This window comes from Methanosarcina sp. DH2, assembly GCF_020804225.1.
GTDB lineage: Archaea > Halobacteriota > Methanosarcinia > Methanosarcinales > Methanosarcinaceae > Methanosarcina.
The window spans coordinates 407,179-420,661 of the sequence record NZ_WJBI01000002.1 but is presented as its reverse complement, the minus strand read 5'-3'; the positions used below and the strand labels follow the sequence as shown (position 1 = coordinate 420,661).

Here is a 13,483-nt window from a genome sequence, read left to right as displayed (position 1 = left end):
ATCTCAGTCCCTAGCAAATCTATGTAGAAGATATTTCAATTCTTCGGAAAGTATGACCCAGAGGCCGTCGATCATTGCCAGCAACTCAGGAAGAACCTTGAGTACTATATAAGAAATAGCAAAGAGAGCGATTCCTGATCCCGCCTTTGCGATATAGTTATGTGCAATTATGAAACTGTCAGTACCAAACCACTGTTCTCCGTAAGCCACAACCACAAAGATATCCCTGATAAGATTGAGCACATAGATCACGGGTACGGACACGATGAAAGCCGTAACCAGACGATTAAGAGGGGCTTTGACCGCACCTATTAACCCCATGAAAAGAGCAATGCTTTCAATTGCAGTACAGGCCAGGATGATCTCAACCGTATACCCGTTAAGGGTTATCATATTCCAGTCTTTCATGTATGCCGGAATCTCAAAGTACTGGAGGACCCAGATGACCTGTGAGGTAACGTTTCCAATGATCCATGTATTCAGGGAAGAGAAGTTTGCAAACGGGAAATAAACAAGAGCTCCAAGAGCACTTGCACTTGTAAGCATTGAAGTTATGTCAAGAGAATCTCCCTCAATCTGAGCTGAAACTTCCGAGTGCATCATTTCTCTATTCTTTTTTAGGACAATAGGACCTTCCCTGTACTCACGAAACATTATATATGCCACAAGCAAGCAAAACAGGGCAAATGCAAATGTAAGGACTGCATTGGCATAGTCCAGGGTCTCTATGTAGTGGAGAGGCTGGTAACCCCAATGGATGGAAAACACACCCCACCCTACTCCCCCTACCAGTTTACGAATTCTTAAGGTTCTGGGGATGACGGATGACGCAATCATTAACCCGACTGCGAGCCAGAGTACACTTTCTATCATTTTTCACGCACCTTTTTGCCCGGGATTAAGACACTCCAGATTCTATATTTATTCTGTGATGTTGGAAAATTCCGAGCAAGTTCTGAAATTTCCGGAAAGTAAAACATGAAATTCCCTAAAATAATTAATAGATTTCCATAGAGCTTCTACAAAGGATTTAAAGTTTTCATAACCATAAGTATTAAGGGATTCAAAGGTTATGGATTTTACTTTAATATGCGATTAAAAATCTTGCGAATTATTACCCCCTGAAGAGTCATGATAGGGCACTGGCAAATACCTACATGAAAGTGATTCGGCATGGTAAGGCAAGTCCAGGTACTATGATATAGAAGGCCTCATGCCAGATATCTATGAGCGTTACGGATTACATATCTGACCTGACTCAAGACGTATAAATACCTGTCCGGATTTATGCAGTCAGGTACTGATATTTTAAGAGTTATGTAGATAGATAATAAATTCCTATTATAGAAAAATAACGGATTGTAAAGCACCCCTATTTATAAGAAAAATAATCCAGATGAAAGCTTTTGGAAAAAAATAGATAAAGAGCTTTTTGGTTATCCATAAAAGAGAAACCTTTAATAAAGACTACTGCATAAGTGACTTTTTTGCTTGACGGAGGCTCGACTCATATAACAGCGAACTGGAGAATAACTCAAAAAGAATTAATAAGAATAAAAAAATTGAGAAGAATAATTAAAATATGATGACGAGTTTCTAGAATACGCACAATACTAATATATTATTTTACCTGGCAAAACGCCAGAAAAAGCTAATCAGGAAAGAGATTAGTAAAGGGAAAAGTCTCCCGGAAAGTGAGTTGCGAAGGCGTTTTATGAAATATAATACCCCCAGCCTAACCGTTGACACTGTAATTCTCTTTAAAAACAAGCTTGTTCTGGTGAAGAGAAAAAACCCTCCATATGAGGGAAAATTTGCCCTTCCTGGAGGCTTCGTCGAAATCGGGGAAAGTACAGAAAAAGCAGCTTCCAGGGAAGCTTTTGAAGAAACGGGCCTTTCTGTAGAGATTCTCAAGCTTATCGGTGTCTATTCCGATCCTGAACGCGACCCCAGGAGGCACACAGTCTCAGTGTGTTACCTTGCGAAAGGATGCGGAGATTTAAAACCAGGCTCTGATGCTGATGCCGTTGAACTTTTTGAACTTAACTCGATTCCTGAGCTGGCTTTCGACCATAACAAAATGATAGATGATGCAAAAAGTGATATTAATGCAGTTCTGTACCAAATGCAAAAGTATGATGTTTCCTAAAGATGGTAATTACCAGTGCAGAAAGTGTGGAAACATAATACCGATTGAAAATAACGCAAAGAATTTCGTCTCCAAAGCCAAGATTGACGATCATGAAGTAGTGGTACTCGAGGGTGAACAGACTTCAGGCCTGCCAACAACGAGTGTAAAGTGCCCGGAATGCGGGAACAATACTGCAGCCTGGTGGCTCAGACAGCTCAGGTCTGCAGACGAATCCGAAACCCGTTTCCTCAAATGCACGAAGTGCGGGTATACATGGAGAGAATACGACTAAATTTCACAGCTTCTTTCCGGGCCCTTCTTAAAAACGTGCCTCTGAAAAATGTGTTTCTGAAAAACTTATTTCTGGAAAACGAATTTTCAGCTCAGGATTTCTTTTATGTTTCAGGCAGAGCCTGAAGCTTCCTGATTTTCTGACCAAGATTTATATAGTTGCCGGGGCTTTGAATCTAATAGTTTAGCCCAATTCCATATGGCTATTTATCCTGATTCGGAAAGTTTTTCCTCAAAAGGATGGAAAGTCCCAAATTGTAAAGAAATTTATATAACGAAGGATAGATAAGGAGTTTAAGGCTTAAATTTATTTAATGGAGAAGAATCATGTTCAAGGCAGCGATTAATGCAGAGCTTCTGAAAGACGCGATTGCCGCACTGGCCGTAATTGTAGATGAGGTTAGATTCAAGATTAAACCCGAAGGTATTTCTGTAAAAGCAGTAGATCCTGCCAACGTTGCAATGGGGATTTTTGAGCTTGGATCTTCGGCTTTTGACGAATACAGCGCTGATGAGAGTGAGATCGGACTTGACCTGAATAAAATTATGGACCTTCTGGGAATCGCTGATAGGAGCGATACAGTCCGAATGCAGCTTGAAGAAGGAAGCAATAAACTCTTGATTGATGTAGGAGGACTGTCTTATACTCTTTCTCTTCTGGACCCTTCAACAATCCGTGCAGAACCCAGAGTTCCCCAGCTCGAGCTGCCTGCCAAAGTTGTTCTGAACGGTGCAGACCTCAGGCGTGCCGTGAAAGCCGCAGAAAAAATAAGCGACCATATGCTTATGGGAGTTTCCGGCGATACTTTCTATATGGAAGCAAAGGGCGATACCGATCAGGTCCGCCTGGAAATGGGTAGAGACCAGTTAATTGATCTTAAAGCAGGTGAAGCCTGTTCGCTCTTTTCCCTGGACTATCTGTCAGATATAGTCAAACCCACAAACAAGGTAAATGAGGTTACTCTCTCCCTTGGAAGAGACTTTCCTATCCTGATTGACTTTGAAATTGCAAACGGGGCAGGAAGAATATCCTATCTCCTGGCTCCGAGAATAGAATCGGACTAAGGGTGGCATGCAGGCCGAAAAACTTGCATATTACCCGTTTACTTCAGAAGCATCTGCCCATGTTGGAAACCTGGGAATTTCCCTGGAAAGCCTGCTTAATTCAAGGGCTTACAGGGCTGCAAGAGCCCGTGGAATAGATAGAGTAAAAGAGGCTCTTGAAGGAGAAATTAAAAAACCCCCTATGTCAGGGGAAGCCCAGGTGCTTTCAGAACTCCTTTCCTATCCCTTTGCCAGGATGCTGGTTGCCTGCGTGGATGACCAGCTCTTTACCCGGCGCTATGCTCTGGCAGAAGCCAAGGCTGCCTATACTTTTATGAGAAACGAAAACCCGGACTTTCTGCTTGAATTCGGGGAAGATTTTGGAATCCAGGCAGATTTTCAGGACTCCTATTTTAACATGCATTTTACGGATTATATCCGATTTTCAAATTCCCTCAAAGACCCTTCCTGGAAACTGACAAACCGCCAGCTCAGGGCAGGTAAGATAAAAATAACGCGGGAAGAGTTTGCAAGGCTTCTTGAGGAAGCAGTCAGGGAAAGGATTGAACAGTCCTTTCCTATCCCGGAAATTCCCCCAGAAGTTTCCAGTTTCTGTGCTCCCTATGTTGCCGAGATAAAGGAACAGTTTGAAGTCCAGAAAAAGAAATTCGGAGCTACGGACTTCGGGGCTGTTGAGCCAGAGCTCTTTCCTCCCTGTATCGCTCATGCGCTTGCAAACGCACAGGGTGGGGTGAATCTCGCTCATTCGATGCGTTTTGCAATGACTTCTTTCTTACTCAGTGTAGGTATGTCAGTGGATGAGATCCTGAACCTTTTCAATATCTCTCCTGATTTTGATGCGGAAAAAACCCTCTACCAGATAGAACACATTGCGGGCGCCACAGGCAATACGTACAAACCCCCTGCTTGCGACACTATGAGGACTTACGGCAACTGCGTGGGAAAAGACAGGCTCTGCGAAAAAATCAGCCATCCTCTTGGGTACTACGAGAAAAAAGTATTCATAAGGAATAAAGAACAGGGAGAGAGAGAAGGAGAAGAAAAAAGAAATGAGAACAAAAAGGGGAATGAAAGTGAAAAACCAGGTAAAATGCCACCTGAAAAAGACCCCAAATAAAGGAATTTAAAAAGAGGCATACAGGCTGCCAGCCCTCGACTATTCACAAAAACTGCCTGACAAATTCCTCTGGCATTAAAGTGCGTTTTGAGGTTTCTTCGACCGATGATCCTTCACTCAAGAGCCTTTTTACTACGCTTTCCATGGGTTCGCCAACTTCAACAATATGCATATCAGGATCGTAAAATCTGATAACCCGCTGTCCCCAGGGCTGTTCTTTTAATTCGTGTACGTACTTAACGGAATCCATATCTTTCAGCTTTTGAAGGAAACTATCCAAATCGTTTTCTTCAAAATATAATTCACAATTGTTTGATTTTTGAACTATGTCGTTTTTGTTTATATTTATTAAATCTGAAAAATGTGATTTTAAATGTATCGCAAAGCCGCCCTCAAAAGACACATTCTCGCCAAAATTGTACTGTACTTTTTGATCGAGAACTTTTTCGTAAAAGTTCCTGGAAAGTTCCATATTGTTGACAACAATAAGCGGGCATATAAATTTCATTCTATTCCCTCCTTTTGTAGTGAGCATGATACTGGATATGATTCACTGTTCCAAATTATTGTTCATATAATGGTAAAAACCCGTTCAATAAATACTCTGAGTATCCGTTCCAGTATATTACCTCTGTTCCTAAAAATTACTTTGGTATTTATTAATCTCAGCCTAGAAAGCTGAAAGTGTTTTTTTCATGGAGTTTCGGATAAAAATATCACAAAAAATCATTAAACGGAAAAAGCAGCTAAAAAATCCAGTTTTCTGCTGAGTGGTTAGTGAAAGAAATTTCGAGGAGGAACCTAACAGTGCAACATACGAACGTTTAAAACAATCAAATTACGAGCTCATCCCAAAACCAGGTTTACTCTAAATCAATAAGAATCTCAGAACTGTTTTTCGCGATCAAAAACTCGATTGATTACTCTAGATTCGCAATTTAGAGAAGTAGTTCTGAGTTTTGGGATCGGCTCTACTATAAAATCTAACGAAAAAAAAATCGGAGGATTGAAAAATGAAAAATCTATTTGATTTAACGGGTAAAGTTGCTATTGTAACAGGTGCTTCCTCAGGTCTTGGGGTAGACTTTGCTAAAGCTCTGGCAAACCAAGGTGCAAATATCGCTATAGTTGCACGTCGTGAGGAAAAATTAAAGGAAGTACAAAAGGAAATCGAAGAAATTGGCGTAACCTGCCGCCATTACGTATGTGATGTAATGAAAACAGAACAGATTAAGAGTGCTGTGGAGCAGGTAGAAAAAGACATGCAATGCCTCTTTGGGAAAGAACTATGAAATGTGATTGTGGAAACGTAATTGATAGGGATAGAAATAGTGCTATCAACATCATGAAACGGTTCTTATCACAAAATGCTTTGTGGACAAGCTATCAGAAGTTTTCTGATAATCTTCGACAAACAGGATTACAGATGGATAATTGCATTACTGCAAATATCCAAGTGACGTAATTACTCGAAGGAAGCTCCGTCCTCGCCATCAGGCAGGGCGGGGTAGTTCACCGTAAACAGTTATTGTTTTTAAAGAGTAGTGTTTCGAATATTTCAACAATTAAAAGGTCAGGATGATGCTGCCAGTAAAGAAGATTTAAAAAAGGAATTCTTATCTCTCATAACTGCTTCAACTGCTCTCCTGTTTCAAAAAATAACGTTCAGAAGAGGCATGTTTCAATACAAGAATGATGAAATGATGAAAAGTAAAAATTGCCTGTAAAACAGGCAATTGCGTAAGCTCTTAAACTTTTACCTGAGTCCTGAACCTTGCCTAAGTCCTGAACATTTACCGTCTTTTGTATTCCCTGCATTTTTGCACGAATTTTTCTACCGGGAAGCTAGCAGGATGAGAATGCATGTATCCTGCAAGGGTATTGTGTTCCACAAGCCCGTCAAAACCGTCCTGTATACCTTTTCCGCGGATCATTTCATATGCAAACCTGGCATCTCTGTCGCATTCCGTAAGAGAGTAATGGAATTCATGGCCTTTGATATTGTGGGAAGAGAAGTTTTTGTCAAGGGGGCGGGCTTCGGTATATCCCAGAGCCTTCAGACGGTTTGTCATGCGAGTATTTGCAGGCACGACATCAGCCAGTTTATAAGTCCTATCGTCAACCTCGTAAGTTCCGCAGAGATAGAGCAGGCCGCCGCATTCAGCATAGATGGGCAGGCCGTCGGCTGCAAGACCTTTCAGTTTCCGGGTGGTCTCTGAGTTTTCAAGGGTTTCTGCGTAGAGCTCGGGGTAGCCGCCTCCAAGGTAAATTCCTTCTACATCCGGAACATCACCTGCCATAGGGCTGAAAAATACAACTTCTGCTCCGTTATCTTTGAATGCGTCAAACATATCCCGATAATAGAAACAGAAAGCAGGGTCCCAGGCAACTCCGATCCTGATATCTGTTCCAGGTCTCTGAATTACCTCAGCTTCCGGAACCGAACAGGGCTCAGCAAGTTCAAGCACCGCATCAAGGTCGACATTTTCTTCAATAAAGGCTGCCATTTCCGCGGTGTTATAGTCCTTTTCATGTGCCATGTAAAGTCCAAGGTGCCTTGAAGGGACCTCAATATCTTTTCTTCGGGGAATTGTGCCTATAACAGGAATATTGCCCGGGAGCGCATTTTTCACAAGTTCTGCATGGCGGGGGCTTCCGACCTGGTTCAGGATAACACCTGCAACCCTGACTTCCGTATCGAACTCGGAATAGCCCTTCAGGAGAGCTGCGGCACTTCTTGACATGCCGTGGACATTGATTACCAGAATCACCGGAATATCAAGAGTCTTTGCAACATGCGCCGAGCTTGCAATTTCCGTAGAATCAATTCCGTCAAAGAGACCCATTACACCTTCAACGACAGCAATGTCAGCGTCTGCAGATGTGCGGGCAACTGTCTGCCTTACCCCTTCCGTGCCCATCATGTAGGTGTCCAGGTTCCTGGAAGAGCGCCCGCAGATGGCTGTGTGGTGGGAAGGGTCAATGTAATCCGGCCCTACCTTATAAGGCTGGACTTTTAGCTGCCTGTGCTTGAGTGCAGCCATAATACCCATGGAGACTGTGGTTTTTCCAACTCCGCTGTGGGTTCCTGCGATAAGTATTCCTTTTGTCATTTGGTAACTATTGTACAGATTAATATATATTAATTCGGCTGGTAAGGAGAACAGCAACCGTTTACCGGAAAACCAGCATGTTCGTGTACATTATAGCGTGCAACTTTAAAAATAGAGCTTGAAGAAACAGATCTGGAGAAAACCGGATTAAAGAATCAAACTATGATATTTTTCTTCCCGGAATTTCCGAAATAATACGCGCTACCAATTTATATTAGCTGCAATTAGGTATTATAGTAGATGAAACATATCGCTAGCAGATATCTTTTTAGTTATGACACTTTGGATCATTCCAGATAACCAGGTTAGGATTCTGCCAAGAAATATTATTACCTAGATTATATAAATACGCTGGGGAAATATGAAGGAAAATAATTCAGGGAAAAATTCTCTGCTTCCCAATGGAAAAGAAGAAAAAGAAGAAGAAAAAATTCTGGTTGACCCTTACGGGCGCAAAGTAACCGGGCTTCGAATATCCATCACTGACAGGTGTAACCTTTCCTGTATGTACTGCCATAATGAAGGGGCAGACTGCTGCGCCTGCGGTCCTTTAGGACACGAGATGAGCCCGGAACTTATCTGCGGTATTATCCGGGAAGCAGCGAAATTCGGAGTTCGTAAAGTAAAGTTCTCTGGAGGAGAACCGCTTTTCAGAAAAGACTTTGAAGAAATCCTCGCATGCCTCCCTCCTTTGAAAGAGGTCTCGGCAACTACAAATGGCATCTTGCTTGAAAAACGTGCAAAGGACCTCAAAGCTTCCGGACTCGATAGGGTAAATGTAAGCCTGGACTCCCTTGACCCCGAAAAGTATGAGGCGATTACCGGGGCTTCGCCAGGCACTCTTGAGAGGGTTATCAAAGGCATTGATAGCGCAGTTGAAGCCGGGCTGACCCCTGTAAAGCTGAATATGGTGCTTCTGAAAGGCATAAACGAGAATGAAATTGATGCCATGATGGATTTTATCCGCCCTTATGAAGGAAAAGTTATCCTTCAGCTAATAGAGCTCATGAATATTGACCCAGGGCTTTCAAAGTATACTATTGACTCAAAAACCCTTGAAAAAAGCCTTGAAGAACGGGCAAGCGAGGTAAGAGTCCGACACCTGCACCACCGGAAAAAGTACATTATTGACGGGGTGGAAGTGGAGTTTGTGCGGCCGATGGACAACTCGGAGTTCTGCGCTCACTGTAGCAGGCTCAGGGTCACAGCCGATGGAAAGCTCAAGCCCTGTCTGCTTGTGCATAATAACCTGGTTGACATCAGGGAAGCAAAAGGTCCCGAAGAGATAGAAAAACTGCTCAGGCTCGCAGTAAGCCGGAGGAGACCCTATTGTACTCCGGTTATAGGGATCGAAAAATTAGAGAAAATAAAAGAATAAGAAAAAAGCTTACAATAAGGAGGAAAAAAATGAAAATCGAACTTATGGTAGACGGCAGGAAAATCCCAATGAATGAGTTTGTCCAGACAATAGTAGGAAATGTTACCAAAGCAATGGTCGAGACTCTTCACACAATCGATAGCGACTGGAAGGAAATTTCTATACGTATAAAACAGGACGAAGTAAATTAAAAAAGGCAAATAAAAAACAGAAAACGTGTTTTCGGAATAAAAAAGTCGGTATTTATCCGGCGCAGAATTCTATTCTTTTTTTAGACAAGATACATAGAACAGCGTTATTGTGTTCAAAGGTATTTTTCGATCTCTGAAAATTCTATTCTTGCGGTTGAGTCCAGCGAGATCGGAGTTATTGAGACGTGCCCTTTCTGCATGATGGCGTGCACATCGGTCCCCTCTTCTTCTTCGCGGATAAGATCTCCTGCAATCCAGTAATAAGACCTGCCCCTGGGGTCACGGCGTTCTTCAACGTCGGTTTTAAAGACCTTTCGCGCAAGGCGCGTTATCTCCACCGGAGTATCTTCTTCGGCATGGTAGGGAATGTTAATGTTCAGGAGATCCACATTATCCGGCATACCGTGCTTGAGCACGTTTCTGGCTATTCTATTAACGACTTTTATCCCTGTTTCGAAGCGCTCTCTGTGGTAATCTCTTGGATCGTCGAATTTCTGTCCTTCATCAAGCACCTGCATGGAAGCGGCAATTGCCGGAACGCCATAGCTTGCAGCTTCAAGGGCTCCTCCGATAGTCCCTGAGGTAGTGATCGTATCCGTGCTGATATTCTCTCCAATGTTAAATCCCGAAAGCACCAGGTCTGGCATCTGCTTGAGAATGGTAAAAATGCCCAGAATTACAGAATCCGTAGGAGTCCCGCCCACAGCATACGCAGGTATGCCTCCTACATCTGTTTTCGTTATCCTGATAGGCTCAAAAATAGAAATCGAACGTCCTACCCCACTCTGCTGGACAGCAGGAGCTGAGATTGTAACCTCCCCGAGATCCGAAACACTGTCAAAGGCAGCTTTCAGGCCTGTCGAATAAACACCGTCATCATTTGTAACAAGAATTTTTGGGACCATCAGCTTTCCCATAAGTTTCCGGATAATTTAAAATTTATGGAAACGCTGCGCCGAATTAACCCTATTTGGAGATAAATTGTTTTCAGGCCCGATTTTCATTTAGATATTTTTATAGAAACAAAAATAATATATTAGAGGACATATATTAATTATAAAGCGTTTAGCGGGGGTGAAAATGAGCACGGAAGTCCCGATATAAAAAGTAAAAGGGGAGCTAGCCCGAATTATTTTTGTTTTTTTATATTCAGGGTTAAAAGATTTTTTTGCTTGACTTCCAGTGTTACTGGCGATTGAGTATTATTGACATTGGTGATAATTATTATAACCCAAAAATAAACCAATCACGATTAAAACCAGCGACACTATTCTGAATTGCACTTATAAAAGTCAGACAGCTATAAAAGCCAGCCAGATTCTGTCAAAAAGGCAAAATAAGCAGAGTGAAATATTTCAGTTAAACAGTTAAAATCCGGAGGAATCCGGGGAGTGGTATTGATGGTAGAAACACAGGAAATAGTAACAGATGTACATGTAAGGGATAGAACCGCAAACCCTTCACCTCTGGGATTTACGGGTCTTGGCCTTTCAGCAGTTCTCCTAAGCCTTAGTTATATAGGACTTTACCCTGTGGATTCAATGATCGTGTCCATGGCAATATTCCTGGGGGGCTTTGCCCAGGTCTTTGCAGGAATTATGGCATGGAAGAAAGGGAGCGTATTTGGAGGCACGGCGTTTTGTGCGTTCGGGCTTTTCTGGTTCTCTCTTGCAGGACTGATACTTATGCCAGCAATTGGTTGGATTGAAGGTCCGGAGCCTCTGGCACTTGCAGCCTATCTCTTTCTCTGGGGAGTCTATACCTTCGTCATGCTTCTGGCAACCCTAAAGCTGGGCAGCAAAGCGATAATGTTCGTATTCGTGACCCTTTTCTTGCTGTTTATACTACTGGCTATTGTAAACGCCACAGGGAATACAGGCCTTCTCGTCATAGCCGGTTATGTGGGACTCATTATGGGGCTTGGAGCCCTGTACACTGCCCTCGGGGAAGTGCTTAATGACGCATATGGCAGGAAAGTTGTTCCGATCTAAACTATAAAAAAAGCGAAAAAAAAGAAAACTAAGAAATAAAAGCAATAATTGAAAAATCTAGAAATTTAGATAAAGAACACAGGAACATAAGATTAAATTTGAAAAAAATACAACGGCAGAAATGCCGAAGCAAGAGATAAAACGCAGGGCTGTTTGTTTAGTATTTGCTGAGCCCTGGTTCTTTTTAATCTGAGAATTCTCCTTTTGGATCTTGTAATGCTTCCTTTTATGGCTTAACTGGTTATTTTTATTCCAGTCCGCTTTTTTAACCTGAGGATTTCGAAACAGGCGGGGTATTAGAGAAGGATGCTTGATCCACCCAGTACGGATTATTTCAACCCCAGGCGTTTTGAAGCCAGACTTGAAGCAAAGCCTCCTTTTCTTCGGATACGACTTACACAGTAACGAAACGAAAATGAAGCGAAACGCGACAGACCTGAGTTTTGGAAAAGCAATTCGCTTTAACATTTGGGGCCTCGGATTTACTGTTCTCATTTTATTCCGATTCTCATTTCTCGTTTCATATGTTTATAGTTGAACTGCATAAGTCCTGCCACACCAAAAAGGCAGCCGTCTGTCTGCTTTAACTGACAATTGATGTCTCACCGGGTTACCCTTATATTTAGCCCGGAGATATTCTTTCTCAGTAGAAAGCAGATTTTTCAATTTAACCTCGAAGGAGGCAAACCTGCAGTACCATATTAACTGCAGTTTTAAAGACATTTTAAAATACATTTTTAATTGTATATTCATACAGGTGATAAACACTTAAAGAAAACATTATCACCTTCATTGTTAGAAACTCCAGACTGTGAAGCCATTCCCCTATCTCCACAATCGTTTCCGGTTGTAAACTTTTCTTTTCTAGTACAGTTTTTATGATTTCGTGTAAACCTTTTGCTAACATTTTATCGTAACCCCACTGATAATGTATTCTATCAGACGTTAACTCAAAGCATTCTCTGTTTGAAAATGCCCTGTGCGAGATATTTTTTATCCAACATAGTCTCAAAAGGAGCCTTCTGTTTGAAGACATCCTGTATAGTATACACTATCCGACGTAGTCTTAAAGAGGCATCCCCGTATTGAAATGCCATATTTTACCCCACCGACTCTAGCTTTAGAAGCTTGTCATATTAAAGGTTGTTGAGCTTGTATAAGAGAATTTTATATGAAGGCTTTAATAATTAACAGGCTCTTCTATCAACTTTTTTGTCGAAAAAAAAGAGAAAGAAGCTGAATATTGATAGCAAAAGAGGAAAGGCTACGAAAACAAAATAGAGCTTATAAACTCGAGATCGAAAAAAGAAGGTATTGCCGGGTATTTATTCCTGACAAGAATATATTATACAAAAAGATACTTAAGCGCAAATACGGCTGAAGACAAAAGAAAAGAGAATTCACTCTCTATTTAAGAATCAAAAGCAAACAGCCGAATCTAGTGCGTTCCGATTCAAGAATATATGTTCACGCCAGATCTCTCATAGAATGTAATTTTCTATGTTTTTGAGTGGTTTTTATCGCAGCAAACTACAGGTTACTCAATTAAAAGAAAGCAATAACTACAGGCAACATTATAAGAAAATTATATATACTTTAAAAATTAATCATTCTCTAATAATATACTTTGAGAGATGACCCTTATGACTGATACACGAAATTTTGTTTTACGAGATGCAGAAGGTAATGAACATGGAGTTTTCACTGGGAAACAGCCTCGTCAGGCTGCCTTGAAAGCTGCTAACCGTGGCACAGGAACTAAATCAAAACCGGATATTATCCGACTCAGGGAACGCGGGACAAAGAAGGTCCATGTTTTCAAGGCATGGAAGCAACTTGTCAAAGCCCCGAAAAACAAGCCTGAATGGATGCCAGATAAAATCAGCAAACCCTTTGTCAAGAAAGAGAAAATAGAAACAATCGAGTAAAATATAATTTTCCTTATATACCTTGGAATTCAAGGTTCCTTCATTTTTTCGATATCATAAAAGGAATTAGCTTTGTCTATCTTTAATTTTTAGGACTTACGCACTTGAGGCGCAAAATCAATTACGGAGTTCATCCAAAAACTCAGAGTTAGTTCTCTAAACCTCTAATTTGAAATAATCACCAAAGTTTCTGATTACGTAAGATATTTCAAAAATTTAGTGATGTGGGAATAAAATTGGTTTTGGGATGAGCTCATGAATATATGCTAGAGACGAAG

Annotated in this window: 15 protein-coding genes; 10 read left to right on the top strand and 5 right to left on the bottom strand. The window is 41.5% G+C overall.

Going from position 1 to position 13,483, the window contains the following annotated elements; genetic code table 11:
- Positions 1–3 precede the first annotated feature (3 nt).
- Entirely contained in the window at positions 4–873 is an 870-nt protein-coding gene (gene artA / locus FXV91_RS05735; RefSeq protein WP_229389313.1) for an archaeosortase A, read from the bottom strand.
- Between the two features lie 841 nt (positions 874–1,714).
- On the opposite strand from artA, the gene FXV91_RS05730 reads away from it, so the two are divergent.
- The 4 genes from FXV91_RS05730 (at position 1,715) to priL (ending at position 4,604) form a co-directional block, all read left to right on the top strand.
- The gene (locus FXV91_RS05730; protein ID WP_229389311.1) at positions 1,715–2,149 is read left to right on the top strand and encodes an NUDIX hydrolase; all 435 of its coding nucleotides are present in this window, start codon (positions 1,715–1,717) and stop codon (positions 2,147–2,149) included.
- Positions 2,109–2,423 (top strand): transcription factor S, encoded by a 315-nt coding sequence (locus tag FXV91_RS05725; RefSeq protein ID WP_229389308.1) that lies wholly within the window; start codon positions 2,109–2,111, stop codon positions 2,421–2,423. Before FXV91_RS05730 ends, FXV91_RS05725 begins: the two co-directional genes overlap by 41 nt.
- A 326-nt stretch (positions 2,424–2,749) precedes the next feature.
- Positions 2,750–3,487, top strand: coding sequence for a DNA polymerase sliding clamp (locus FXV91_RS05720; RefSeq protein ID WP_229389306.1), 738 nt, complete (start codon positions 2,750–2,752; stop codon positions 3,485–3,487).
- 7 nt (positions 3,488–3,494) lie between these two features.
- A complete protein-coding gene (priL, locus tag FXV91_RS05715) occupies positions 3,495–4,604 on the top strand; it encodes a DNA primase regulatory subunit PriL (protein ID WP_229389304.1) in 1,110 nt (369 codons plus the stop codon).
- Positions 4,605–4,647: 43 nt separating this feature from the next.
- Here priL and FXV91_RS05710 read toward each other — a convergent pair whose 3' ends face one another.
- On the bottom strand, positions 4,648–5,112 hold the full coding sequence (locus FXV91_RS05710) for a glyoxalase/bleomycin resistance/dioxygenase family protein (protein ID WP_229389301.1): 465 nt from the start codon (positions 5,110–5,112) through the stop codon (positions 4,648–4,650).
- Positions 5,113–5,617: 505 nt separating this feature from the next.
- Between FXV91_RS05710 and FXV91_RS05705 the strand changes: the two genes are divergently transcribed.
- Together FXV91_RS05705 and FXV91_RS05700 are read left to right on the top strand one after the other, a co-directional pair.
- Complete coding sequence (locus FXV91_RS05705; protein WP_229389299.1) at positions 5,618–5,896, top strand: SDR family NAD(P)-dependent oxidoreductase; 279 nt, start codon at positions 5,618–5,620, stop codon at positions 5,894–5,896.
- Positions 5,872–6,069: a zinc ribbon domain-containing protein gene (locus tag FXV91_RS05700; RefSeq protein ID WP_345945471.1), complete on the top strand. Its 198-nt coding sequence runs from the start codon at positions 5,872–5,874 to the stop codon at positions 6,067–6,069. Before FXV91_RS05705 ends, FXV91_RS05700 begins: the two co-directional genes overlap by 25 nt.
- A gap of 328 nt (positions 6,070–6,397) precedes the next feature.
- On the opposite strand, the gene FXV91_RS05695 is transcribed toward FXV91_RS05700, so the two are convergent.
- Entirely contained in the window at positions 6,398–7,717 is a 1,320-nt protein-coding gene (locus tag FXV91_RS05695; protein WP_229389295.1) for a cobyrinate a,c-diamide synthase, read from the bottom strand.
- Between the two features lie 361 nt (positions 7,718–8,078).
- Here FXV91_RS05695 and moaA point away from each other — a divergent pair, with 361 nt between their 5' ends.
- Complete coding sequence (gene moaA / locus FXV91_RS05690; protein ID WP_229389293.1) at positions 8,079–9,095, top strand: GTP 3',8-cyclase MoaA; 1,017 nt, start codon at positions 8,079–8,081, stop codon at positions 9,093–9,095.
- A gap of 29 nt (positions 9,096–9,124) precedes the next feature.
- Positions 9,125–9,286 (top strand): hypothetical protein, encoded by a 162-nt coding sequence (locus tag FXV91_RS05685; protein WP_229389291.1) that lies wholly within the window; start codon positions 9,125–9,127, stop codon positions 9,284–9,286.
- 113 nt (positions 9,287–9,399) lie between these two features.
- Here FXV91_RS05685 and surE read toward each other — a convergent pair whose 3' ends face one another.
- Positions 9,400–10,203 (bottom strand): 5'/3'-nucleotidase SurE, encoded by an 804-nt coding sequence (surE, locus tag FXV91_RS05680; RefSeq protein WP_229389289.1) that lies wholly within the window; start codon positions 10,201–10,203, stop codon positions 9,400–9,402.
- Between the two features lie 483 nt (positions 10,204–10,686).
- Here surE and FXV91_RS05675 point away from each other — a divergent pair, with 483 nt between their 5' ends.
- Positions 10,687–11,277 (top strand): acetate uptake transporter, encoded by a 591-nt coding sequence (locus tag FXV91_RS05675; protein ID WP_229389287.1) that lies wholly within the window; start codon positions 10,687–10,689, stop codon positions 11,275–11,277.
- A gap of 950 nt (positions 11,278–12,227) precedes the next feature.
- On the opposite strand, the gene FXV91_RS05670 is transcribed toward FXV91_RS05675, so the two are convergent.
- Positions 12,228–12,374, bottom strand: a complete 147-nt coding sequence (locus FXV91_RS05670; RefSeq protein WP_229389285.1) for a hypothetical protein — start codon at positions 12,372–12,374, stop codon at positions 12,228–12,230.
- A gap of 546 nt (positions 12,375–12,920) precedes the next feature.
- On the opposite strand from FXV91_RS05670, the gene FXV91_RS05665 reads away from it, so the two are divergent.
- On the top strand, positions 12,921–13,205 hold the full coding sequence (locus FXV91_RS05665; RefSeq protein WP_229389283.1) for a non-histone chromosomal MC1 family protein: 285 nt from the start codon (positions 12,921–12,923) through the stop codon (positions 13,203–13,205).
- The last annotated feature ends 278 nt before the right edge of the window (positions 13,206–13,483 follow it).

What these genes read in the sequence shown, in the direction of transcription:
- artA (WP_229389313.1), bottom strand. Translation starts at nt 873, where the DNA reads ATGATAGAAAGTGTACTCTGGCTCGCAGTCGGGTTAATGATTGCGTCA.
- FXV91_RS05730 (WP_229389311.1), top strand. Translation starts at nt 1,715, where the DNA reads ATGAAATATAATACCCCCAGCCTAACCGTTGACACTGTAATTCTCTTT.
- FXV91_RS05725 (WP_229389308.1), top strand. Translation starts at nt 2,109, where the DNA reads ATGCAGTTCTGTACCAAATGCAAAAGTATGATGTTTCCTAAAGATGGT.
- FXV91_RS05720 (WP_229389306.1), top strand. Translation starts at nt 2,750, where the DNA reads ATGTTCAAGGCAGCGATTAATGCAGAGCTTCTGAAAGACGCGATTGCC.
- priL (WP_229389304.1), top strand. Translation starts at nt 3,495, where the DNA reads ATGCAGGCCGAAAAACTTGCATATTACCCGTTTACTTCAGAAGCATCT.
- FXV91_RS05710 (WP_229389301.1), bottom strand. Translation starts at nt 5,112, where the DNA reads ATGAAATTTATATGCCCGCTTATTGTTGTCAACAATATGGAACTTTCC.
- FXV91_RS05705 (WP_229389299.1), top strand. Translation starts at nt 5,618, where the DNA reads ATGAAAAATCTATTTGATTTAACGGGTAAAGTTGCTATTGTAACAGGT.
- FXV91_RS05700 (WP_345945471.1), top strand. Translation starts at nt 5,872, where the DNA reads ATGCCTCTTTGGGAAAGAACTATGAAATGTGATTGTGGAAACGTAATT.
- FXV91_RS05695 (WP_229389295.1), bottom strand. Translation starts at nt 7,717, where the DNA reads ATGACAAAAGGAATACTTATCGCAGGAACCCACAGCGGAGTTGGAAAA.
- moaA (WP_229389293.1), top strand. Translation starts at nt 8,079, where the DNA reads ATGAAGGAAAATAATTCAGGGAAAAATTCTCTGCTTCCCAATGGAAAA.
- FXV91_RS05685 (WP_229389291.1), top strand. Translation starts at nt 9,125, where the DNA reads ATGAAAATCGAACTTATGGTAGACGGCAGGAAAATCCCAATGAATGAG.
- surE (WP_229389289.1), bottom strand. Translation starts at nt 10,203, where the DNA reads ATGGGAAAGCTGATGGTCCCAAAAATTCTTGTTACAAATGATGACGGT.
- FXV91_RS05675 (WP_229389287.1), top strand. Translation starts at nt 10,687, where the DNA reads ATGGTAGAAACACAGGAAATAGTAACAGATGTACATGTAAGGGATAGA.
- FXV91_RS05670 (WP_229389285.1), bottom strand. Translation starts at nt 12,374, where the DNA reads ATGGCATTTCAATACGGGGATGCCTCTTTAAGACTACGTCGGATAGTG.
- FXV91_RS05665 (WP_229389283.1), top strand. Translation starts at nt 12,921, where the DNA reads ATGACTGATACACGAAATTTTGTTTTACGAGATGCAGAAGGTAATGAA.